Raw genomic sequence first — 22,237 nt, 5'->3', positions numbered from 1 at the left:
CTGATCGATTTACTTGTTATAACAAGTTGTGACCAGAGAATAGGGGGCATAATAACTTCCGTGGAAATATCGATATCGCATATGGATAGATGCGTTTGTGATTGCTGCTGTCGGCAGCTCTCGGCGAAAGGTAAAAACGGCTACAGATCAAGGCGATGGACGCCATCGGATCAGATGGGTATCATGCGTGCGCGTTGCACTCGTAGCTCAGCTGGATAGAGTACTGCCCTCCGAAGGCAGGGGTCGTGGGTTCGAATCCCGCCGAGTGCGCCATATCAAAAAGCCCTGGGCCTGTGCCCGGGGCTTTTTCGTTTGTGCGACATGTCGCGTTTCTGGCACTCCCGTGCCATGGGTCATTGGTGTTAGCGTGGGCGTCTTCCCGTTCCCAACGGGTAACCCACAACAATGATTGGCGAAGGAATGCGCACAACCATGCACCTGAAAAAACTTACCGCCACCACCCTGCTGCTGGCCAGCATCGGCCTGTTCACCCAACCGGCACAGGCCAACCTTACCCAGCAGCAGTCCGCGGCCATCGTCAAAGCCTTCGACGGCAGCGACCCAAGCGACTTCAAGCAGTTCCTCGGCAAGCTCAAAGGCAGCGACCTGGCCAAGGCCGACAACCTCGAGGCAACGCTCGATGCCTACCTGGCCGGCAAGCCATTGGCCGCCGAGCAGCAGAACGAAATCAACCGCCTACTCGGCCTGTACACCCGCATCAAGTACGGCAAGGCCGCCAGCGAAACCCTGCGTGAACTGGTGGCCATCCCCACCTTCAACGTCGAAGGCACACCTCAGCACGAAAACCCCGAATTCCTCAGGATCGCTGACAAGATCAAGGCCCTTGCCGAGAGCTTCGGCCTGGCATTCCGCAACATCGACAATCGGGTATACGAGATTTCGCTGGGCAGCGGCAAGGAAGTGGTCGGCATCCATGCTCACGCCGACGTGGTGCCGGTCAACCCGGACAACTGGAAACTGGCCGATGGCACGCGCCTGGACCCGTTCAAGGTTACCTTGGTCGGCGACCGCATGTACGGCCGCGGCACCGAAGACGACAAGAACGGCATTGTCGTGGCGATGTATGCACTGAAAGTGGCCAAGGACGAGAACCTGCCTCTGGCTCGTCAGTTCAAGCTGCTGATCGACACCACTGAAGAAACCAGCGGTGATGCCATCCCCTACTACTTCGAGCGCAACCCCACGCCCGACTACAACCTGGCCCTCGATGGCGGCTACCCGGTGGTCATCGCCGAGAAAGGCTACGGCACGATCATGGCCAGCTTCAGCAAGCGCCAGGCCAGTGGCAAGGGTGCCGAGATCGTCAACCTGACCGGCGGCCTGGCCACCAACCAGATCCCGACCACCTCGGTCGCGACCCTGGTCACCGACAACCCAGCGAAGCTGGCCAGCCAGCTGGAAAAAGCCGGCGCCGATTACGTGAAGCGCAATGGCGGCGACTTCAGCATCGCTGCCAAGGCCGATGGCAAGCAGGTATTGCTCACCGTGACCGGCGTTTCCGCCCACTCTTCGGAGCCGGAGTCCGGGGTCAACCCGGTGGCGCGCATGCTTGGTTTCATCAACGGCCTGGGCAAGGATGTACCACTCAAGCACAACCACTTCACCGATGCCGCCCGCTATGCCGACGACAACTGGGGCCTGGACTACCTGGGCAACAAGCTCGGCGTGGCCTTCAAGGATTCGTTCATGGGCCCGCTTACCGCCTCGCTGACCTTTGTCGGGGTGGATGAAAAAGGCCTGAAACTGGCGGTGAACCTGCGCATTCCGAAAGGCAAGCCAATTGCCACGATCAAGGACGAGCTGGCTGACAAACTGGGCAAATGGACCCGGCAGAGCCATACCTCGGTGGCCTTCGACTACAGCCTGGACGAGCCGATGTACCGCAACCCCGAGGGCGAATGGGTCAAGGCCCTGCTGGATGTTGCCACCGAGAACCTGGGCATGAAGCACGAGTTCGGCACCTCGGCGGGTGCTACATCGGTACACGACCTGCCTAACGGCGTGCAGTTCGGCCTGGCCATGCCGGATGTGAAGTACACCGGGCACAACGACAACGAGTTCAAGACCGTTGAGCAGTTCATGCTGGACTTGCAGGTGGTGAGCGAGATGGTGGCGCGGATCGGGCAGATGCCGAAGCTCTGATTGACTGTTACCGGCCTCTTCGCGGGCACGCCCGCTCCCGCAGGAATTACGCAACGATCGAGGGCGGTGCGATCCCTGTGGGAGCGGGCATGCCCGCGAAGAGGCCGGTACAGGCGATCACCAATGACGTTTTTCAATCGACTCGATGCCGTTTCCTGCATTGCCGTGCAGAGCGCCGTGCCGGATGCTTTATTTACTCCGAGACATCGCTTTTTCCCCAGCAGAGGCCCGTATGAAGACCGTCGAACAAATCCTCAAGACCAAGTCCCAGCACCAGACCGTATACACCATCGGCCCGGATGACTCGGTACTCGACGCCCTGAAGCTGCTGGCGGAGAAAAACGTCGGTGCGCTACCGGTGGTCGAGGCCAACCAGGTGGTGGGTATCGTCAGTGAACGGGACTATGCGCGCAAGCTGGTGCTCAAAGGCCGCTCGTCTGCCGCTACCCCCGTGCGCGAGATCATGAGTGCTCCGGTGGTCACCGTGGAACCGAAGCAGAACCTCGAGTACTGCATGAACCTTATGACCAACCGCCACCTGCGCCACCTGCCGGTGGTCAGCAATGGCGAGCTGCTGGGCCTGCTGTCGATCGGTGACCTGGTAAAGGAAACCATCGCTGAACAAGCAAACCTGATTCTGAAACTGGAGCAATACATCCGCGGTGAATGAAGCGCCTCAATGGTAGGCGCGCTCCAGTTCGTCCAGCTGATGGTCGAAGCTGCGCAGGCGCGCCGACCAGGTGTATACCAGCACTTCCAGGTCCCGGTTGAGTACGGCGGTGTTGCCATGGCCGCTGCGGGTTGGCTCGCCCAAATCCAATTGGTAGCGTTCACGGGCCATGGCCTGGGCCACGCTGGACAGGTCACGGGCATTGGCCAGCCAGTGGTGATGGTGGTCGTGAACTTCGCGGTCGAGCAAGCGGCACTGGCGTTTCAGGGCATCCAGGCTCTGCTCCAGCGGGGTGCCCTTGAGCTCGCCCATGACCTCTTCGAAGGTGCGCCCCGAATGCCAGTAGCTGCCCCAGAAGTAGCGGTCGAACACCGTCTCGACGCGGCGCAGCGCGACCTTGGTGTTCCAGATGGTCAGCAATGTTCGCCCCTGCACCACCTCGCGCTTGTTCAGGTGCAGTTGCTGCCAGGCGATCCAGGCCAGCGCGACCAGTGCAACCGCCACAGTGACAGCGGCAGCGGCGTACAGGAAGTGCACTGCCTGGTTCATCTGTTGCGTTTGCCTGATGCCGTAGAAATAACTGGCCGTCAAGGTGCCCAGGATCGTCACGGAGCACCAGAAACCTGGTGCGTAGGGATCTTTCATCGCGCTATCCCCTTGTTGTTTTCCTGAGCATAGCAACGGCCAATCACTCGTCAGGCACCACTCGGCGCTTTATTTTTTACGCAGGTGCAGCGCCTCGTTCAGTTGGTCGATCATTGGAATCCAGTCGTCATCAGCGATGTACTTCTCTTTCAGGAAAGCGCGCTGGGAATCGTTCCAGAAAGGTGCATCAACCAGCTTTACATCATCGTCGAGCGGCGAATGGGTGCTGATGAAACGGTCGATTTCGACCGGATCGTCAGACAGCCCCAGCTGTTTGAAAATCTCGGACAAAGGATGAATCGGCTTTTCCATGGTTCCTCCTCGTCGCCAGACCGGTCGTCGACGATGCCGGCCCGGCATGGGTTGAGAGCATCAGCTGAGCTCACGCACTTCGGCGCGCGGCACCAGCTTCAGATATTGCTCCATGCTCATGTGAATCAGATGATCATGATCACCTGCCTCCAGATAGACATCGCCTTGGCGGGTAAGACTCGAATCAAGCAGCATCTTTATCTGGTAGGCATCGCCGAGCGCCGGCACGGCACCGCGCTCGCAGTCACCGAACAGGCTCGGCAGGCCGCTTTCACGGGTCAGTTGCCAGGCCCCGGACATGCGCACCTTGGTCATGTCCAGATGCCGGTTGGCCGGTAGCACGGCCATGATGTAGTTGCCATGACGGTCATCGAGCATCACCGACTTGGCGACCCGCTCGGCGGGTACGCCGGCCGTACGGGCCGACTCCAGGCTGGTGGCTGAATGGGGATGGGGAATGATGTCGTAATCGCAGTTGGCCTTGTCCAGGCGATCCTGCAGGGTCTTTGCCATACGCATGATGCACCTCCGGTTTCGCCCCCCAATTTCCAATTTTAGGCCGGGTACCAGCAGGCAGGGCTAAACTTGTGCAATAGAGGCAAACGAGGTGACGACAGGTGATCACCCGCTGCTGGCGCTGGCTGTTGCTGCTGTTGCTGCTTGGTATCACGCCAGGTGGTCAGGGAGCGCCCGGCTCAGTCTGGGTGCTGGGCATCGATGACGCCATCGGCCCGGCGAGCGCTGACTACCTGGTGCGCAGCCTCGACCAGGCCAAAGCGCAGGGCGCGCAGCTGGTGGTAGTCCGCATGGACACTCCAGGCGGCCTCGACAGCGCCATGCGCCAGATGATCAAGGCGATTCTCGCCAGCCCCGTGCCAGTCGCAACTTTCGTCGCCCCCAGTGGGGCCCGCGCCGCCAGCGCCGGTACTTATATTCTCTATGCCAGCCATGTCGCGGCCATGGCGCCCGGTACCAACCTAGGTGCCGCCACGCCCGTGCAGATCGGCGCCCCACCAGGCACCCCCAAGGACGACAAGGCCAAAGGCAGTGGTGACCAAACCCTCGCGCGCAAGCAGGTCAACGATGCGGCGGCCTACATTCGTGGCCTCGCGCAGCTGCGTGGACGAAATGCCGACTGGGCGGAGAAGGCCGTGCGCGAGGCGGTCAGCCTCTCCGCCAGCGAGGCATTGCGGCTCGACGTTATCGACCTGGTGGCCGATGACCTGCCCGACCTGCTACGCAAACTCGATGGCAAGAATCTCACTGTCGCTGGCCAGCCCTTGCAACTGCAGACGGCCGGCGCCAGCCTGGTCGAACATCTACCGGACTGGCGCACACGGGTACTGGCGGTCATCACCAACCCCAGCGTGGCGCTGATCCTGATCATGATCGGCGTGTACGGCCTGCTGTTCGAATTCATGAACCCCGGCTCTACGGTAGGCGGCGTGGTCGGCGGCATCTGCCTGCTGCTGGCGCTGTATGCCCTGCAACTACTGCCGGTGAGCTTCGCCGGCGTGGCGCTGATATTGCTCGGTATCGCCTTCATGATCGCCGAAGCCTTCCTGCCCAGTTTCGGCGTGGTCGGCTTTGGCGGCATCGTCGCCTTTGTGGTCGGTGCGCTGATCCTGATCGACACTGATGCGCCTGGTTTCGGCATCCCGCTGGCCCTGATCGGCACACTAGCGGTGCTATCGGCGCTGCTGATCGGTGGTGTGCTGAGCATGGCCCTCAAGGCCCGCCGACGGGCGCTGGTCAGCGGTGACGCCGGCCTGGTCGGGAGCCTGGTCACCGTCACCCAAGTAATGGCGGGCAATCCGTTCTGTGGCTTTGTGCTGGCCCAGGGCGAGCAATGGCAGGCGCAGTGTGCAACGCCACTGCAAGCGGGCCAGAACGTGCGGGTGACCGCGCGCCATGGCGTCATGCTGGAAGTGAGCGCCGCCGCGCCCGCGGCGCAAGGAGAATGACCATGTTCATGCAATTGGGCTTCGGCGCGGTGCTGATCGTGCTGATGATGCTGTTGCTGTCGGCGTTCCGCATCCTGCGTGAATACGAGCGCGGCGTGGTGTTCCAACTGGGGCGCTTCTGGCAGGTGAAGGGACCGGGGCTGATCCTGTTGATCCCGGTGATCCAGCAAATGGTGCGGGTCGACCTGCGCACCGTGGTGCTGGACGTACCGCCGCAGGATGTGATCACCCGCGACAACGTCTCGGTCAAGGTCAACGCCGTGCTGTATTTTCGCGTGCTCGACCCGCAGAAGGCGATCATCCAGGTCGAGGATTTCCTCGTGGCGACCAGCCAGCTGGCCCAGACCACACTGCGCGCGGTGCTCGGCAAGCACGAACTGGATGAACTGTTGGCCGAACGCGAGCAGCTGAACTCGGACATTCGCCAGGTGCTGGATGCACAGACCGATGCCTGGGGTATCAAGGTGGCCAACGTCGAGATCAAGCACGTCGACCTCAACGAATCGATGGTGCGTGCCATCGCCCGCCAGGCCGAGGCTGAGCGTGAACGGCGAGCCAAGGTGATCCATGCCGAGGGTGAGTTACAGGCGTCGGAAAAGCTTATGCAGGCAGCGCAGATGCTGAGCAAGGAGCCGGGAGCGATGCAGTTGCGTTACATGCAGACGTTGGGGACGATTGCCGGGGACAAGAGCTCGACTATCGTCTTTCCGCTGCCGGTGGATTTGCTCAAGGGGTTGGTGGACAAGCAGAAATAGGGCAGGCCGCTACGCAATCCCTGCAGGAGCGGCCTTGTATCGCGATGGGCTGCAAAGCAGCCCTCGGGCCTATCAGACAGGCGCGCGGCGCAGGGTCGCCAGGAAGGTGGCGGCACCAATGAACAACCCGGCGAACGTCCGGTTCAAACGCTTCTGCTGCTTGGGCGTACGCAGCAAGCGCAACACCCGCGCAGCCAACCCGGTATACCCCGCCATCACCAGCATATCCACGGTGACCATGGTCACGGTGATCGCCACATACTGCGGCAGCAGCGGTTCATGCGGGTTGATGAACTGCGGCAGCACCGCCAGCATGAACACCAGTGCCTTGGGGTTGCTGACGTTGACCAGGAAGCCACGGAACACCAGGCTCAGCGGTTTACCGATCGGGCGCACGGCGGATTCATCACTCATGTCCATCGGCAAGGCTCGCCATTGCTTGTAGGCCAGGTAGACAAGATAGGCGACGCCGAACCATTTGATGATCTGGAAGGCCGTGGCCGAGGCGGCCAGGATGGCGCCGACGCCGGCGGCAATGATGGCGATCTGCACGATCAGGCCCAGTTGCAGGCCCAGGGCGTTCCAGTAACCACGCCAGAAGCCGTATTGCAGGCCGCTGGACATCGAGGCAATCGCCCCGGCACCGGGTGAAAGGCTGATCACCCAACAGGCGGCAAAGAAGCCCAACCACACTTCCATCGACATCACACACCTCGCTCGAACATATGTTGCAAAACGTTAAGCTAAGGTGTTGGTGAAAAAATAACCAGTAAATTTTGCAGGTTTTGTTCTGCCTGTACCCGCGAAGAGGCCGTTGCAAATTCAGTCAACCTCGACAGGCGACTCTTTGTGCATGGACTGCACCTCAGCCCCGCGCCAGCGCCGTACCGACTTCTGGAAGAACTGGCTATTGGGCACCTGCACCAGCGCCCCGCCCGCCTCGGGCATTTCCATCAGGGTGGTGAACAGCAGGTTGATGGCAATCACCCGGCCCTTGACGCCCGGCTTGTCCAGGGTGTCGACCAGTTCGACCACGTCACCGATACGAAACGGCCCTACGGTGAAGATCAGCACGGCGCACAGCAGGTTGGACAGCACGCTCCACATGGCGAAGAAGGCCACCGCCGCCACCGCGACGAAGCCGGACAGTGCTGTCCACAGCACAGTCGCCGACACACCCAGGCGCTCCAGCACGAACAGCAACGCGCTGCCCATGATCAGCCAGCGCAGGCCGCCACGCACCGGTACCAGCAGCTCCGGCGGCAACGGGTAACGCTGGCTCAGGCGACTCAGACCGCGTGCAACGATGCGCTGCAGGACGAAGGCCGCTACCAGGATCAACAGGATCTGCAAGCCCAACCAGAAAGTGTCCATCCATTGCCCTGGCAGCAGCGAACGCAGTTCCTCCATCAGGACAGCGCCTCAAGCTCGGCCTGCATGCTTTCGAGGGTTTCCAGCGCTTCCATCCAGGCCTCTTCCAGTTCACCTTCGCGCTGCTTCAGCTTGGTCTGGCGCGCCAGCAGGTCACGCAACTCGTCCTTTCGCGACGCGTCGTAGAGGCCACCATCACCCAATGCGGTCTCGATCTCGGCCAGTTGCGCGTGCACCTGGTTAAGCTCGGCTTCAAGCTTGTCGGCGGCCTTCTTGTGCGGGGCCAGTTGCTGGCGCAAGGCCGCGGCAGCCTGGCGCTGGGCTTTCTTGTCGGTCTTGTCCGGGTTGACCGGGGCTGTACTGGCCGGCGCGCTGCGCTGGCGGTACTCGACCAGCCAGCGGCTGTAGTCGTCCAGGTCACCATCGAAGATGTCGACCTTGCCGTCAGCCACCAACAGGAAGTCGTCGGTAGTGCTCTTGAGCAGGTGACGGTCGTGCGATACCACCACCACGGCACCGGCAAACTCCTGCAGGGCCATGGTCAGCGCCAGGCGCATTTCCAGGTCGAGGTGGTTGGTCGGTTCGTCGAGCAGCAGCAGGTTCGGGCGCTCCCAGGCGATCAAGGCCAGCGCCAGGCGAGCCTTCTCACCACCGGAGAAGTTCACCACCGGCTCGTCGACGCGGTCGCCATGGAAGTCGAAACCGCCCAGGAAGTCGCGCAGGGTCTGCTCACGCTCGGTGGGGGCAATGCGCTGCAGGTGCAACAGCGGGCTGGCCTTGTCATCCAGCGAATCCAGCTGGTGCTGGGCGAAGTAGCCCACGGCCAGGTTCTCACCCCGCACCAGGCGGCCCGACAATGGCTCGAGCTCGCCAGCGAGGTTCTTGATCAGGGTCGACTTGCCAGCGCCGTTGGGGCCGAGCAGGCCAATGCGCGCACCGGGGGTGAGCTGCAGCTTGACCTTGTCGAGGATCGCCTTGTTACCGTAACCCAGGCGGCCTTCGGACAGGCTGAGCAGCGGGCTGGAGATTTTCTGCGACTCGCGGAAAACGAAGTCGAACGGCGAATCGACATGCGCCGCCGACAGCTCTTCCATGCGCTCCAGGGCCTTGATCCGGCTCTGTGCCTGGCGGGCCTTGGTGGCCTGGGCCTTGAAGCGGGCAATGTACTTTTCCATGTGCGCACGCTGGGCCTGCTGCTTCTCGTAGGCCTGCTGCTGTTGCGCCAGGCGCTCGGCCCGGGTGCGCTCGAAGGCGGTGTAGCCGCCTTTGTACAGGTTCAGCTTGCGCTGCTCGACATGGAGCACATGGTCGACCACGGCATCGAGGAAGTCGCGGTCGTGGGAGATCAGCAACAACGTGCCGGGGTAGCCCTTGAGCCAGTCCTCCAGCCACAGGATAGCGTCCAGGTCCAGGTGGTTGGTGGGCTCGTCGAGCAGCAGCAGGTCGGACGGGCACATCAGGGCCTGGGCCAGGTTCAGGCGCATCCGCCAGCCACCGGAGAAGTCGCCGACGCGGCGGTCCATCTGTTCGTTGGTGAAACCAAGGCCGGCCAGCAACTTGCGGGCGCGGGCGTCGGCGGTATAGCCGTCGGCGCTATCCAGCTCAATGTGCAGGCGTGCCAGGGCGGTACCATCATGGGCCTGCTCGGCCGCGGCCAGCTCGGACTGGACCTTGCGCAGGCGCACATCACCGTCGAGCACATAGTCCACGGCCAGGCGGTCGAGGGTATCGACCTCCTGGCGCATGTGGGCGATGCGCCAGTCACCGGGCAGCTGGCAGTCGCCGGCATCGGGCGACAGCTCACCGCGCAGCAAGGCGAACAGGCTGGATTTCCCGGCGCCGTTGGCGCCGATCAGGCCGGCCTTGTGACCGGTGTGCAGGGTCATCTCGGCGCCTTCTAGCAAGCGCTGCGGACCACGCTGTAAAGTGAGGTTGGATAGTCTGATCATGATGGTCGCGGAGTCTACCAGCTTCCTCGGCCCATAGCGCGAGTGGAACCATGCACACCGACCTGTGGAATCACGCCCTGGCCCTGTACGCCAGGCCCGGCGTAGAAGCCGCCTGCCTAGAACTGCAGGCGTTGGGTGGCGATGTCTGTCTGCTGCTGTGCGCAACCTGGCTGCAGGTGCGTGGCGTGGCCGTGCGAGAGCAACGCGTGACAGTATTGCGCGAGATTACCGAGCCCTGGCAGCGCGACGTGATCAAGCCATTGCGCTGCTTGCGCCAACAGTGGCAAGCAGCAGCGCAAAGTGATGCGCAGCTGGCGGTGTTGCGTGAGCAGGTGAAGGTATTGGAATTACAGGCCGAGAAGGCCTTGCTGGAGCGCCTGCAGGAGCGTTCGCGACAGTGGCCGGTTGGCGCCCATGAGCCCACGGATGGCTGGCTGGCCCGGCTGGCGCCGGACCAGGCCCGCCACCACGACGCGCTGGTTGAGTTGCGCGTCGCGGCGGCAGCGCTTCAGGACGCCGAAGACGGTGCCTGAACCGGGTTGCTGGCAGGTGCCGATGGCGCTACCGAAGCTGCCGGCGTGGCCGAGTTGGTCGCAGCGGCTGGAGTGCTGGCGGCTGGCGTAGCTGGTTTGGCTTCGGCTGGCTTGCTGGCAACAGGCTTGGCAGTTGCTGGTTTGGCAGCCGTACGTGCTGGGGCCTTGGCAGCAGCGGGTTTCGCGGCCGGCTTGGCGGCAGCGGGCTTGGCTGCAGGCTTGGCTGCGGCAGTGGCCTTGGCGGCTGGCTTGGCTGCAGGTTTGGCAGCAGCAGTGGCCTTGGTGGCTGGCTTGGCCGCAGGTTTGGCAGCAGCACTGGCCTTGGCGGCTGGCTTGGCTGCAGGTTTGGCAGCAGCACTGGCCTTGGCGGCTGGCTTGGCTGCAGGTTTGGCAGCGGCAGTGGCCCTGGCGGCTGGCTTGGCTGCAGGTTTGGCAGCAGCACTGGCCTTGGCGGCTGGCTTGGCTGCAGGTTTGGCGGCGGCACTGGCCCTGGCGGCTGGCTTGGCTGCAGGTTTGGCAGCGGCAGTGGCCCTGGCGGCTGGCTTGGCTGCAGGTTTCGCTGCAGCAGCCTTGGTGACGGGTTTGGCGGCTGCCGGTTTGGAGGTCTTGGCAGCACGCTGGTCAAGCGCCTTGGCTGCAGCTTCGCGAACCTTGCCTACACCTTGGGCCAGCTTGAGGCTGTCCTGCGCATCGCGCTTGAGTTGCTGAATATAAGAACGAGTCTGGGTTTGACGTTCCTTGAGGGAATCGAGCAGTTCTTCAAGTTCGCCAATGGCTTTTTGCGCCTTGGTCTGCGCCTTGGCTTTACCTGCCTTGGCCGCGTCTTGCAGTTTCAGGCGACCGTTGTGCAGTTTTTCCTGGGCCTTGCCACGCTGCTTTTCCAACTTGGCCAGCAGTTTTTCCGCATCAGCCAGCGCTTGCGAGCAGGCATCTTCCAAGTGTTCGAGCAAGCTGCCCGAAAGTTGCTGGAGCAGGTGTAACGGCGTGCTTACTGGCTTCTTTTTAGCCGACATGGTTTACCTCCTGGCTGACGAGATTGCGGCTCATACTATGCTTCTGCTGCTACCGCCGCTAGGGCATGTTGACAGTATTGTTTACGCCGCGTTGCATGCCTGGGCAAAGTTGTTATCTTGCAGCTCCGAGCAAGTGTAGTTGCTGAATAAATCATTGCTGATATTTGGCAATTATCTGTATTGCACATCCGTCTGCAGGAGCGGCCTTGTGTCGCGATGGGCTGCGGAGCAGCCCCTGGGTTTCAGCACCACCGCAGATATTGCCGGGGCTGCTTCGCAGCCCTGTCGCGACAAAAGGCCGCTCCTACAAGGACAGCGAGCACACAATACAAAACTGAACACTGGCATACTTCCCCGCTCATTGGCGCAGGAACTGACCATGCCTCGATATCTTGTTTTAGGTTTATGCCTGCTGGCACCCATCGCCCTGGCCGACAGCGAAGAACATGACCTCGCCTACAGCATCGGCGCCAGCCTGGGTGAGCGGCTGCGCCAGGATATGCCGGGCCTGCAGCTGGATGCGCTGGTAGAAGGCCTGCGCCAGTCCTACCAGGGGCAACCGCTGAAACTCGAAAAGGCACGCATGCAGGCCTTGCTCCAGCAACAGGAAGCGCAGGAAGGCGATGCCGCCATCCAGAAACTTCAAGCTGCCGAAACACGCTTCATGGCCAACGAGCGTGGTCGCCATGGCGTACATGAACTACCGGAGGGCGTGCTCTACAGCGAACTGCAAGCAGGTATGGGCGCGCAGCCCAAAGCCGGTGGCAAGGTGCAGGTGCGCTACGTGGGCAGGCTGCCAGACGGTTCGGTGTTCGACCAGAACCAGACGCCCCAGTGGTTCAGCCTGGACTCGGTAATCGAAGGGTGGCAGGTGGCCTTGCCAAAGATGCGCACCGGCGCCAAATGGCGCCTGGTGATTCCCTCAGCGCAAGCTTATGGCGCCGAGGGCGCGGGCGACCTTATAGAACCCTATACACCCTTGGTGTTCGAGATCGAACTGCTGGCGGTTGGCGACTGACGCCAACCCTCAGGCCTGGACCGCGCCTTCTTCCTTGTGCGCGTTGTGCAACACTTCGATCAGGCAGTCTTCCAGTTCGAAGCGCTCGTGCAGCAGGCCACCCAGCTTGCCCAGCTTTTCGGCAAAGCGTTCGGTGTCCTTGCACTCACCCTTGGCGCAATGGTCATTGAAGGCCAGGGCGATCTGCGTACTGTCGTTGATCCGTGGGTTGATCTCTTCCGCCAGCTTCAGCGCCTTCTGGTCGCCGAAGGCCTTGGCCTCACTGACCAACTGCTCGCAGACTTCGAAATGCCACGCCGAAACGTAGTCCACAAGGAGCGCGCAAAACTCCCCGTTCGTGTCCTTGTCGGCGAAGGCCGGCCTGGCATCGCGCAGTGCGCGGAAAGCCTGCACCAGTTCCTGGCGCTCCTCCAGCCAGCGGTCGATCAGTTTGTGAACCCCACCCCAGCGTTCCTGAGCGTTCTGACAACTATCGAGCATGGCGATCTCTTCCCTTCTGGGTAGATGCCGCTGCACCTCGCACCACGACCGTGCAGCACAAAGGTGACATCAGCAGGCGGCATCGAGCAGTTGTGTTTTCGGTATGCGTGCTGGGAGATTATTCCCGCGCGTGCTGCCCTTCAAGGTACGCAGCGGACAAAGTTCATACAAGTGTTTAATACCCTGTTACACGGCCATTGGTCGTGCCAATGGTGCAACCTTGCGCCAGGTCATGTTCTCGCCAGTGTGCGGAAACGATACGCCAGCAGGCAACTCAAGGGCAGTACCGCCAGCAGCAGGAAGGCCAGCAGGCTCCACTCGGGCAGGGTCAGGTCGAGAAAGCTCCAGGTCAGCGAGTTGCAATCCGGCCCACCGAACAACAATTGCCGAGCCGCCTCGCCCCAGGATTGCTCGAACAGCCGCCCGAGCGGCACAGGGCAGACAGAGATGGCCCCGTCATCCCCTTGTAACCAGACATGTCGCGCTGCCAGCAACGCCCCAGCCAGGGAACACCCCAGCGTTGCCCGCGCGTAACAGCGAATGCCCGCCGTACCCGGTGCGTGCAGCACCGCCGCCAGGCACAGCAGCGCGTATACGCCCAGCAGCAGCCGCTGGCTGAAACACAACGGGCAGGGCACCAGGCCCAGAACGTTTTCCAGGTGAAAGGACGCGGCCAGTACCGCCAATGCAGCAAGGCAGGCAGGTAGGAAAAAGGTGCGTAAACGGGCCGGCAACATGGGCGGTGAAGGTCCCGGGATAATGAAGTGGCTTGAAACGGTAGAGGAAAGACGCGCTTTGTTTCAAGGCGCGACAGCAACGACAAGTCGCTGAATCGCGAAGGAAATTTCCAATCATGAAGTAGGAAATATCTGAAGAAATGGACTGCAGATCTAACTTACATCGAAAGAAAAGTTACCCGCCCCCGGGGCCCGCACCTTTGCGCGGGCCCCAGGGTAGGTCAGGCGCGTACGCCTTCGGGCAAAGGCAGGGCTAGCAGGCGCTCGTCCAACAGGCCGAGGCCCTCCTGGAACAGCTGGTTGCTGCGCTCTGTTTCGCCAAGGCCGGCGAGCAGGCGCGCCAGCTCGGCACAGGCCTCGGGATTGCGCTCCATGCGCAGGCTGCTTTCCAGGTAGTCGCGCGCTTTGCCCCACAGGCGGTTCTGCAGGCTCAGACGGCCCAGGGTAAGCAGCAGGCTGGCGTCTTGCGGGTGGGCCTTGAGCCAACCTTCGGCAGTTTGCAGCTGGCGCGCAGGGTCATCGCCGCGCACCAAGCCATACAGGCGGGCCAAGTGGCTTTCGTATTCACGCTTCAGGGCAGTACGTAGCACTTGTTCGGCTTCGCTCTGGGCGCCCACCTGGCGCAATTGCTCGGCATAGGCCAGCACCAGCTGTGGCTCCTGGCGCTGGGCTGCGGTCAGCTGCTGCCAGGCGCGCTCCAGGGCCTGACGGGCACCTTGCGCGTCCTCGCCACGGGTGGTGGCCAGGCTCAGGTTCTGGCCCCAGGCACGTTGCTCCAGGGCAGCCAGCTCGGCGGCAGGCAGCACCTTGCCCTTGCGCAGGTCGGGCAGCAGGCGAATCAGTGCCGACCAGTCGCCGCGCTCCAGGTACAGGCGCTGCAGCAGGCGCAGCACCTGACCGTTGTGCGGGTGGCGCTCCTGCATGGCCAGCAGGGTTTCCAGGGCGCCGTCGCTTTCGCCACGGTCCATCTGCAACTGTGCATGAGTAAGGGCGATAGCCAGTTCCGCTTGCGGCTGGCGCTCCAGGGCACGTTCAAGCAGGTTGTCGCTGTCCTCGGTTCGGCCTTGCTCGTTGGCAGCACGCGCGGCACCGAGGTAGTACAGCAACGGCTGGCGCTCGGCCTCGGCGGCACGATGCAGATGCCGCTGGGCACTGGCCCAACGGCCCTCGGCGAGGTCCAGTTGGCCCTGCTCGATGGCCAGACGAACGCGCCGGCTGCGATTACGCCGGGACCACGGGTTGACCACGCCGCTGGAGGTCAGCACCAGGCCGACCAGATAGCGCACCAGCCACAGCAGCAACACCACAGCCAGCAAGCCGGCCAGTGCCGCCCACAGCCCCGACTGGTAGCGGAAGCTGCCATACGAGATCAGCACGTAGCCGCTGTGCTTGGCGACCGCGATACCCAGCGCCGCGGCGACCACGATCGCCAGCACGGCCAGCAGGTAGACACGCTTCATGGCTTGCCCCCTTCAGCCTCGGCCGGCAGGTGGCGGCGCTGTATATAGGCCTGCACTGCGGCCAGGCTTTCACTGAGGTCAGGGGTTACCACCGACACCGGCTGCTCGGCCAGGGCATTGAGGCTGTCAAGCATGGCCTTGCTTTGCGGGTTGTCGGCGTTGAAGTTGGCCAGCAGCACGCTGCGAGCGTCGTCCAGCGCCTGGGTGTAGACCTTGCTATCGCCATTGAGCGCTGCCCACTGGGCCTGCTCGATGGTCAGGCTCAGGGCCAGGCGCAGCTGGTTCAGTTGCTGCCCGGCCAGCAGCGGGCGCACGTTGTCATCGGCGTTGAAGTCGATCTGGAAGTACTTGGAGATCTCGGCCCACCACTGGGACAGGCGACTGGCGCCATCACCATCGGCGGTTAGCGCGCCCAGGGCATCGGCATTGGTGTCGAACTCCGGCGACTGGGCGCTGAGTTGCTGCACCAGCTCGCGCTGAGCCGCCAGTTTCAGGAACAGGCCGGTACGGTCCGGTTGCTGGGTGCTGTTGAGCGTGGCCAGGCTGCGCGCCAGTTGCTCACGGGCGGCGAAAGCACCCGGATCACTCTGCTCGCGCAGGATCTCGTCGGCACCCTCTACCAAGGCCTTGGCACTGGTGATGTCCTGCAGCGCCGACAGGCGCAGGGTGGCGAGGCGCAGCAGGTGCTCGGCCTCGGCCAGGCGCCATTCCTTGCGGCTTTCGCCCAGTATGGTTTCCAACCGCTGGCTGAGGCGTTGCTGATCGCCTTGCAGTTGTGCCACCAGGCGGCGGCGGTCCTCCAGCTCGCTGGCCGCCGGCAGGCTGGCCAGTTGCGCGCTGATCTGCTGTTCACGCTGCTGCAGCGCCTCGGCGCGCTGGTTGAGCGCCTCGATGTGCTGGCCCTGGTTGAATTCGCTGCCTTGCAGTTGACGTACCTGCCAGACACCCCAGCCACCTACCGCTACCCCGGCCGCGCCCAACAGCAGGGCCAGCGTTGCCAGACCACTGCCGGAGCGCTTGGCAGGTGGAGCGGTGACGGGTTCCGCCGGCGCCTGTGCCGACGGCTGATCGTTATTGGACAAGACAGTCTCGCTCACGTATCCATCCTTTGCATGGGGGCGCATCGCGTTCAGCTTAGCGCCTTAAGAGGCAGGTGCAGCGCTGCGCTGCACGGCTGCCAGCAAGGCCGTGGCACTGGCGCCACGGCAATCCACAACCTGTTGGGCTCCGGCGGCCCTTGCCTGATCGGCAACCCGAGGGCTGGGCACGAACAGCGGCAGACGCGCGAGCTGCGGCCAATCGGCGCCGGCCATCTGCTGCAAGTGTTCAAAACCCTGCCCACTGCTGACCACCAGGCCATTGAGGCGTTCCGCTTCGATGCGGCGCATCAGGGTGCCCACCGGGTAAGCCGGCAGGCAGCGACGATACAGTTCCAGATAATCGACACTAGCACCTTGCTCTGCAAGACGCTCTGCCAGCAGTTCGCGACCTCCCACACCACGAACGATCAAGATCCGTGGTGCCGGCACGGCAACTGCCTGGCGCAGGGCCGGCAGCGCCAGCAACGCTTCGCTGTCATCGCCACGTGGGGGGAAGCTCACCGCCAGGCCCGCACCCTGCAGCACGGCGGCGGTCGCTTCACCCACGGTGAACCAGCCTTGCACCGGGGGCTGCAGGCCGGCATCGGCCAGTTGCTCAAGCAACAACCGGGCTGCCGGCTTGCTGACCACGATGATCGCCTGGAAGCCCTGCAGGCCTTCCAGCAACAGGCGTTGCTGGTTATTCACAACGACGGGCTCGATAGCCAGCAGCGGCAGGCAGCTGCTGGCTATCCCCTCCGCTGCCAGGCTTTGCGCCAGTGCCGCACAGTCCTCGGCAGGCCGGGTCAGCAACAGGCGCCACGAACTCACGGGTGGCCGGCCTCGCCGTAGACTTCCTTGAGGATGGCCTCGGCGCCCTGCCCCAGCAGGTCCTCGGCCACCTGCACGCCCAGGGTTTCGGCGGCAGTACGTGGTGCGCGGGCATCGGCCACCAACAGGGTACCGCCGCTGGGTTGGCCTACCAGGCCACGCAGCCACAGCTGGTCACCTTCAAGCACCGCATAGCAGGCAATCGGTACCTGGCAGCCACCATTCAGGCGCTTGTTCAGGGCACGCTCGGCCACCACCCGGTCGGCAGTATCGGCATGGTGCAGCGGCGCCAGCAGTGCATGGATTTCGTGGTCGGCACTGCGACATTCGATACCCACCGCACCCTGGCCGCCTGCCGGCAGGCTGTCATCGACGCTGATGGCGGAAGTGATGCGGTCCTCGAAACCCAGGCGAATCAAGCCGGCAGCGGCAAGGATGATAGCGTCGTACTCACCGGCATCCAGCTTGGCCAGGCGGGTGTTGACGTTGCCACGCAGGAAGCGGATTTCCAGGTCCGGGCGACGCGCCAGCAGCTGAGCCTGGCGGCGCAGGCTGGAGGTACCGACGATGCTGCCGGCAGGCAGCGCTTCGAGGTTGTCGAAGGTATTGGAAACGAAGGCATCGCGCGGGTCTTCGCGCTCACAGATGCAGTACAGGCCCAGGCCTTCAGGAAAGTCCATGGGCACGTCCTTCATCGAATGCACGGCGATGTCGGCTTCATTGTCCAGCAGGGCGGTTTCCAGTTCCTTGACGAACAGACCCTTGCCACCGATCTTCGCCAGCGGCGCGTCGAGGAGCTTGTCGCCACGGCTGACCATGGGCACAAGGGTCACCAGCAGACCGGGGTGGGCCTGCTCGAGGCGGGCTTTGACGTATTCGGCCTGCCACAAGGCCAAGGCACTTTTACGGGTGGCAATGCGGATTTCGCGAGTGGACATGGAACGCCCCGATCCAGAGAAATGCTGCCGATGATAACAGCATCGCCGGTATCGCTAGCAGATGTGGATCAGGATCCTGTGCTCACCTGTACCGTCCAATCGCCGGCAAGCCAGCTCCCACAGAAGCCGTGCAAGGCTCAACGCTGACGCTATACCTGTGGAGCTTGTCAGCGATTGGGCCGGTCCAGGCTCAGAGGGTCTGCATCATCTTGCGCACACCGGCCACGTGGCGCCGGCTGACGGTCAGGGCGTCTCCGTCCAGGCCTTTCAGGTATAGCTGGAAATGTCCCAGCGGCGTGCGCTGCAGGCGTTCGATACGCTCACGGGCGACCAGCGCATTGCGGTGGATACGCACGAAGCGTTCGCCAAACTCGTCTTCCAAGGCCTTGAGCGGCTCGTCGAGCAGGACCTCCCCGGCCTCATGGCGCAAGGTCACGTACTTGTGGTCGGCAATGAAATAGATCACCTGTGGCAAAGGGATCAGCTCGATGCCTTTGCGCGTGCGGGCACTGATGTGGCTACGCGGGCCGCCACCTTCATTGGCTGGCCTGGTGAGCGCCGCCAACTGGGCCCGGTTGGGCTTTTCAGCCTTGCGCAAGGCATCGCGCAAGGCTTGGGCCTGGAAAGGTTTGGTCACATGGCTGAGGGTACTGTCCTTGAAAGCCTCGGCACCGTATTCATCGTCCCCGGTGCAAAACACCACCGCCGGCGGCGCCTCGCGCTCGCACAGGCGAGCAGCAACCTGCAGGCCGTCCAGGCCAGGCATGCCGATGTCCAGCAGGACCACATCGGGCTTGAGGCTTTCGATCAGCGCCAAGGCCTCTTCGCCGTTGGTGGCGCTAGGCTCCAGCACGGTGTAGCCCTCCAGTTCGCCGAGCAGCCGGCTGAGGCGCTCACGGCCTTGGGGTTCGTCATCAACGATCAGGACATTCATAATTGCGCTGGATTCCTGAATGAGTCTCGCACAGGTATAGCGTAGACAGGTATGGTTCGAGCGACACTGAGGTCACGCTCTAGACCGGTGCGATGGCCAAAGATTCACTCGGCCGGCAGATTCACTGCCAGTCCTCTGTCCAACTGTAGACGGTCCGTGGAACACTGCCGTTCATTCCTGCAAATCCTTCTCTGTCGTTTTCCGAGCATTTCTATCGACCAGCGCCCTGCGGCGGCCAGTCCAACCCTGCTATCATCGGCGGCACTTTTTCGTTCACGCCTGCAATGAGTGAATCCATGAGCACCGACAAGACCAATCAGTCCTGGGGCGGCCGCTTCAGTGAGCCCGTCGACGCCTTCGTCGCCCGTTTCACCGCCTCGGTCGATTTCGACAAGCGCCTGTACCGCCACGACATCATGGGTTCGATCGCCCATGCCACCATGCTGGCGCAGGTCGGCGTGCTCAGCGATGCCGAGCGCGACACCATCATCGATGGCCTGAAAACCATCCAGGGCGAGATCGAGGCCGGCACCTTCGACTGGCGCGTCGACCTCGAAGATGTGCACATGAACATCGAGGCACGCCTGACCGACCGTATCGGCATCACCGGCAAGAAGCTGCACACCGGCCGTAGCCGCAACGACCAGGTGGCCACCGACATTCGCCTTTGGCTGCGCGATGAAATCGACCTGATCCTGGCCGAAATCACCCGCCTGCAACAGGGCCTGCTGGAGCAGGCCGAGCGTGAAGCCGAAACCATCATGCCCGGTTTCACCCACCTGCAGACGGCCCAGCCGGTCACCTTCGGCCATCACCTGCTGGCCTGGTTCGAGATGCTCAGCCGCGACTATGAGCGCCTGGTCGACTGCCGCAAGCGTGCCAACCGCATGCCCCTGGGCAGCGCCGCGCTGGCAGGCACCACCTACCCGATCGACCGCGAACTCACCTGCAAGCTGCTGGGCTTCGAAGCCGTGGCCGGCAACTCGCTGGACGGCGTGTCGGACCGCGACTTCGCCATTGAATTCTGCGCCGCCGCCAGCGTGGCGATGATGCACCTGTCGCGCTTCTCCGAAGAGCTGGTGCTGTGGACCAGCGCGCAGTTCCAGTTCATCGACCTGCCAGACCGCTTCTGCACTGGCAGCTCGATCATGCCGCAGAAAAAGAACCCGGACGTGCCGGAACTGGTACGTGGCAAGAGCGGCCGCGTGTTTGGTGCCCTGACCGGCCTGCTGACCCTGATGAAAGGCCAGCCGCTGGCCTACAACAAGGACAACCAGGAAGACAAGGAACCGCTGTTCGACGCCGCCGACACCCTGCGCGACTCGCTGCGTGCCTTTGCCGACATGATCCCGGCAATCAAGCCCAAGCACGCCATCATGCGTGAAGCGGCCCTGCGCGGTTTCTCCACCGCCACCGACCTGGCCGACTACCTGGTACGCCGTGGCCTGCCGTTCCGTGACTGCCACGAGATCGTGGGTCATGCGGTGAAATATGGCGTGGACACCGGCAAGGACCTGGCCGAAATGAGCCTGGACGAACTGCGCCAGTTCAGCGACCAGATCGAGCAGGACGTGTTTGCCGTGCTGACCCTGGAAGGCTCGGTGAATGCCCGTAACCACATTGGTGGTACCGCGCCGGCGCAGGTGCGTGCGGCCGTCGCCCGCGGCAAGGCGCTGCTGGCTTCGCGTTAAGGCCTCAAGGCGAGGGCTTTGCCCTCGATCGCCGGCAAGCCAGCTCCCACAGGTATAGCGTGACCCTCAAGGTAAGCACTGTACCTGTGGGAGCTGGCTTGCCGGCGATGGGCTGCGAAGCAGCCCTTGCTTTTAGCGTTTACCGCTGCGAATCATCTCCATGAAGGCCGGCATCGCCGCCTCCTTGTCCGCCACGATCCGCGCCATGTGCGGGTTGTCGCCCATCAGCTGCAGCAACGCCTTGGCCTGCGGGAAGTCTGCCAGGAAGTCGATGTTCAGCACCTTCTTGCCCACCGCGCAGGCCAGATCGACCGAGAAGCAGAACATCAGGTCTGCCAGGGTCAGTTGCTCACCCGCCACATAGGGCGTGAAGCGGCCGTTGCGCTTGAGCGTGGCAAAACCGGCCAGCAGGTCGGCACGGGCTTTCTCCTTTATCAGTGGCTCGACCTGCATACCAAAGAAAGACTCGGCATAGCAGGTACGCGCCGGCAGCTCGATGTACAGCTCGATTTCCTTGAGCAGCTCGCGCACCTTGGCTTGCCCGAACGGGTCGGCCGGCAGCAGCGCCTTGCCGCCTTGAGTCTGCTCGATATAGTCGAGGATCACGCTTGTTTCGCTGAGGAAGCCGTGTTCGGTCTGCAGCACCGGGACCTTGCCTCGCGGGCTCACTTCCAGCGCCTGTGGCGCCTGGCCGCCATAGAAGGTGACTTCCTCGAAGGGCAGGCCTTTTTCCAGCAGGGCCAGCTTGACCATGTTGTAGTAGTTGCTGACCGAGAATCCATGAAGCTTGAGCATGAGGTAACAGCCTCCAGGCCGTAAGGGGTTGGCCCGGCATTTATAGACCGTACGCCCGCCCCTGACCAGCGTCATGCGCCCCGTCAATGCCCGGGCATTGCCGCCACGGGCGTGGCACACTGTGCCTCCACATCACAGGAGTACCGCCATGAGCGAGCCCACCGACATCGACAATGACGACGACGAAGCCTTCGCCGAGGCAACGCTGACCCAGGCCATCGAAAACCAGATAGAAAGCGGCGAGCCGCCAGCGGCCAAGGCCACCTTCAACAAGCTGACCCTGGTTGGCTATGAGCGTGAAGACATTCTCAACCTGATGGCCCACGTGCTGGCCTTCGAGATCGATAACATGCTTGTGGAGGACCGCGCGTTCAATGGCGAATGGTACGAGAATGCCCTGCGCGCGCTGCCGGAGCTGCCGCCTGAGATGGATCAAGGCGAGGACGAATAACCCGGCTACACTCGAAGATCAGGCACCGTAGAACGGTGCCGTCATCCTTGTCTGGAAGTCAGGAGTCGCCATGCCTTTTACCCCCGATCTGATCGCTGAACTGGAAGTACTTTCGCTGTTCAAGCACGACAGCAGCCAGGAAGGCATCAAGATTCACAAGAACGCCTCCCCTGCTCTGGTTGCTGCTGCGCAACGCTTGCATGAAAAGGGGCTGACCGATCAACCCGATGGCGGCTACCTGACCAGCCTGGGTCATGACGCTGTCGAAAGTGTCCAGCTGCTGCAGAACATTCTCAAGGCGCCACAGCCGGCTTGAATGGCGGTCTTGCTCAAACTTTGAAACTCGCGCGGTCCCTGTGGGAGCGGCTTTAGCCGCGAATACCGGCGAAGCCGGTGCCATACACCGCGCCGCTTGCTTCGCGGGTAAACCCGCTGCCACAGGGGGCCG

Annotated in this window: 24 protein-coding genes and 1 tRNA gene; 10 read left to right on the top strand and 15 right to left on the bottom strand. The window is 62.8% G+C overall.

Annotated elements, in window-relative coordinates:
* The first annotated feature begins 196 nt into the window (after positions 1-196).
* The 3 genes from ACK1U9_RS17885 (at position 197) to ACK1U9_RS17875 (ending at position 2,833) form a co-directional block, all read left to right on the top strand.
* Positions 197-273, top strand: a tRNA-Arg gene (locus ACK1U9_RS17885).
* A gap of 159 nt (positions 274-432) precedes the next feature.
* Entirely contained in the window at positions 433-2,163 is a 1,731-nt protein-coding gene (locus ACK1U9_RS17880) for a dipeptidase (protein ID WP_085599909.1), read from the top strand.
* Between the two features lie 232 nt (positions 2,164-2,395).
* Entirely contained in the window at positions 2,396-2,833 is a 438-nt protein-coding gene (locus ACK1U9_RS17875) for a CBS domain-containing protein (protein WP_025337291.1), read from the top strand.
* A gap of 6 nt (positions 2,834-2,839) precedes the next feature.
* Here ACK1U9_RS17875 and ACK1U9_RS17870 read toward each other — a convergent pair whose 3' ends face one another.
* From ACK1U9_RS17870 to ACK1U9_RS17860, 3 genes are all read right to left on the bottom strand, one after another.
* Positions 2,840-3,478 (bottom strand): hypothetical protein, encoded by a 639-nt coding sequence (locus tag ACK1U9_RS17870; protein WP_046616414.1) that lies wholly within the window; start codon positions 3,476-3,478, stop codon positions 2,840-2,842.
* Positions 3,479-3,547: 69 nt separating this feature from the next.
* The gene (locus ACK1U9_RS17865) at positions 3,548-3,790 is read right to left on the bottom strand and encodes a DUF2789 domain-containing protein (RefSeq protein WP_085599905.1); all 243 of its coding nucleotides are present in this window, start codon (positions 3,788-3,790) and stop codon (positions 3,548-3,550) included.
* A 60-nt stretch (positions 3,791-3,850) separates the two neighbouring features.
* Complete coding sequence (locus ACK1U9_RS17860) at positions 3,851-4,309, bottom strand: aminoacyl-tRNA deacylase (RefSeq protein WP_003260230.1); 459 nt, start codon at positions 4,307-4,309, stop codon at positions 3,851-3,853.
* Positions 4,310-4,407: 98 nt separating this feature from the next.
* Here ACK1U9_RS17860 and ACK1U9_RS17855 point away from each other — a divergent pair, with 98 nt between their 5' ends.
* Both ACK1U9_RS17855 and ACK1U9_RS17850 read left to right on the top strand, forming a co-directional pair.
* Positions 4,408-5,754, top strand: a complete 1,347-nt coding sequence (locus ACK1U9_RS17855) for an NfeD family protein (RefSeq protein WP_085599901.1) — start codon at positions 4,408-4,410, stop codon at positions 5,752-5,754.
* Positions 5,755-5,756: 2 nt separating this feature from the next.
* A complete protein-coding gene (locus ACK1U9_RS17850; protein WP_046616417.1) occupies positions 5,757-6,509 on the top strand; it encodes a slipin family protein in 753 nt (250 codons plus the stop codon).
* A 72-nt stretch (positions 6,510-6,581) separates the two neighbouring features.
* Here the strand turns inward: ACK1U9_RS17850 and ACK1U9_RS17845 are convergent, their stop codons facing one another.
* The 3 genes from ACK1U9_RS17845 to ACK1U9_RS17835 all read right to left on the bottom strand — a co-directional run bounded on the left by ACK1U9_RS17845 (position 6,582) and on the right by ACK1U9_RS17835 (position 9,829).
* Positions 6,582-7,214, bottom strand: a complete 633-nt coding sequence (locus ACK1U9_RS17845; RefSeq protein ID WP_046616418.1) for a LysE family transporter — start codon at positions 7,212-7,214, stop codon at positions 6,582-6,584.
* 117 nt (positions 7,215-7,331) lie between these two features.
* Positions 7,332-7,919 carry a mechanosensitive ion channel family protein gene (locus ACK1U9_RS17840; RefSeq protein WP_046616419.1) on the bottom strand — a complete coding sequence of 196 codons (588 nt, stop codon included), beginning with the start codon at positions 7,917-7,919 and terminating at the stop codon, positions 7,332-7,334.
* Positions 7,919-9,829, bottom strand: coding sequence for an ATP-binding cassette domain-containing protein (locus ACK1U9_RS17835; protein WP_085599896.1), 1,911 nt, complete (start codon positions 9,827-9,829; stop codon positions 7,919-7,921). Before ACK1U9_RS17835 ends, ACK1U9_RS17840 begins: the two co-directional genes overlap by 1 nt.
* A 50-nt stretch (positions 9,830-9,879) precedes the next feature.
* On the opposite strand from ACK1U9_RS17835, the gene ACK1U9_RS17830 reads away from it, so the two are divergent.
* Positions 9,880-10,362: a TIGR02444 family protein gene (locus ACK1U9_RS17830; RefSeq protein WP_046616421.1), complete on the top strand. Its 483-nt coding sequence runs from the start codon at positions 9,880-9,882 to the stop codon at positions 10,360-10,362.
* Here ACK1U9_RS17830 and ACK1U9_RS17825 read toward each other — a convergent pair.
* Positions 10,338-11,375: an AlgP family protein gene (locus ACK1U9_RS17825; protein ID WP_449110069.1), complete on the bottom strand. Its 1,038-nt coding sequence runs from the start codon at positions 11,373-11,375 to the stop codon at positions 10,338-10,340. The two genes, ACK1U9_RS17830 and ACK1U9_RS17825, sit on opposite strands and share 25 nt — an antisense overlap.
* A gap of 379 nt (positions 11,376-11,754) precedes the next feature.
* Between ACK1U9_RS17825 and ACK1U9_RS17820 the strand changes: the two genes are divergently transcribed.
* Positions 11,755-12,393, top strand: coding sequence for an FKBP-type peptidyl-prolyl cis-trans isomerase (locus ACK1U9_RS17820; RefSeq protein ID WP_135003043.1), 639 nt, complete (start codon positions 11,755-11,757; stop codon positions 12,391-12,393).
* Between the two features lie 9 nt (positions 12,394-12,402).
* On the opposite strand, the gene ACK1U9_RS17815 is transcribed toward ACK1U9_RS17820, so the two are convergent.
* From ACK1U9_RS17815 to ACK1U9_RS17785, 7 genes are all read right to left on the bottom strand, one after another.
* The gene (locus ACK1U9_RS17815; protein ID WP_046616425.1) at positions 12,403-12,873 is read right to left on the bottom strand and encodes an Rsd/AlgQ family anti-sigma factor; all 471 of its coding nucleotides are present in this window, start codon (positions 12,871-12,873) and stop codon (positions 12,403-12,405) included.
* Positions 12,874-13,103: 230 nt separating this feature from the next.
* Complete coding sequence (locus ACK1U9_RS17810; protein WP_135003044.1) at positions 13,104-13,610, bottom strand: disulfide bond formation protein B; 507 nt, start codon at positions 13,608-13,610, stop codon at positions 13,104-13,106.
* A 221-nt stretch (positions 13,611-13,831) separates the two neighbouring features.
* Positions 13,832-15,070: a heme biosynthesis protein HemY gene (locus tag ACK1U9_RS17805; protein WP_046616427.1), complete on the bottom strand. Its 1,239-nt coding sequence runs from the start codon at positions 15,068-15,070 to the stop codon at positions 13,832-13,834.
* Positions 15,067-16,167, bottom strand: a complete 1,101-nt coding sequence (locus ACK1U9_RS17800) for a uroporphyrinogen-III C-methyltransferase (RefSeq protein ID WP_046616428.1) — start codon at positions 16,165-16,167, stop codon at positions 15,067-15,069. Before ACK1U9_RS17800 ends, ACK1U9_RS17805 begins: the two co-directional genes overlap by 4 nt.
* Before the next feature lie 45 nt (positions 16,168-16,212).
* Entirely contained in the window at positions 16,213-16,980 is a 768-nt protein-coding gene (locus ACK1U9_RS17795; protein ID WP_108481349.1) for a uroporphyrinogen-III synthase, read from the bottom strand.
* A complete protein-coding gene (gene hemC / locus ACK1U9_RS17790) occupies positions 16,977-17,918 on the bottom strand; it encodes a hydroxymethylbilane synthase (protein ID WP_046616430.1) in 942 nt (313 codons plus the stop codon). Before hemC ends, ACK1U9_RS17795 begins: the two co-directional genes overlap by 4 nt.
* Positions 17,919-18,108: 190 nt before the next feature.
* Positions 18,109-18,852 carry a LytR/AlgR family response regulator transcription factor gene (locus tag ACK1U9_RS17785; protein ID WP_015268539.1) on the bottom strand — a complete coding sequence of 248 codons (744 nt, stop codon included), beginning with the start codon at positions 18,850-18,852 and terminating at the stop codon, positions 18,109-18,111.
* Positions 18,853-19,148: 296 nt separating this feature from the next.
* On the opposite strand from ACK1U9_RS17785, the gene argH reads away from it, so the two are divergent.
* Positions 19,149-20,543 (top strand): argininosuccinate lyase, encoded by a 1,395-nt coding sequence (gene argH / locus ACK1U9_RS17780; RefSeq protein WP_025337274.1) that lies wholly within the window; start codon positions 19,149-19,151, stop codon positions 20,541-20,543.
* 132 nt (positions 20,544-20,675) lie between these two features.
* Here the strand turns inward: argH and ACK1U9_RS17775 are convergent, their stop codons facing one another.
* Complete coding sequence (locus tag ACK1U9_RS17775) at positions 20,676-21,338, bottom strand: glutathione S-transferase (protein WP_046616432.1); 663 nt, start codon at positions 21,336-21,338, stop codon at positions 20,676-20,678.
* A 148-nt stretch (positions 21,339-21,486) separates the two neighbouring features.
* Here ACK1U9_RS17775 and ACK1U9_RS17770 point away from each other — a divergent pair, with 148 nt between their 5' ends.
* Together ACK1U9_RS17770 and ACK1U9_RS17765 are read left to right on the top strand one after the other, a co-directional pair.
* Complete coding sequence (locus ACK1U9_RS17770) at positions 21,487-21,789, top strand: hypothetical protein (protein WP_046616433.1); 303 nt, start codon at positions 21,487-21,489, stop codon at positions 21,787-21,789.
* 70 nt (positions 21,790-21,859) lie between these two features.
* Positions 21,860-22,105: a TIGR02647 family protein gene (locus ACK1U9_RS17765; protein WP_015268535.1), complete on the top strand. Its 246-nt coding sequence runs from the start codon at positions 21,860-21,862 to the stop codon at positions 22,103-22,105.
* Positions 22,106-22,237: the final 132 nt, after the last annotated feature.

Source organism: Pseudomonas sp. XP1, assembly GCF_053557675.1.
Note: the sequence above shows the minus strand (reverse complement) of the source record. Positions and strands in the feature narration are given on the sequence as shown.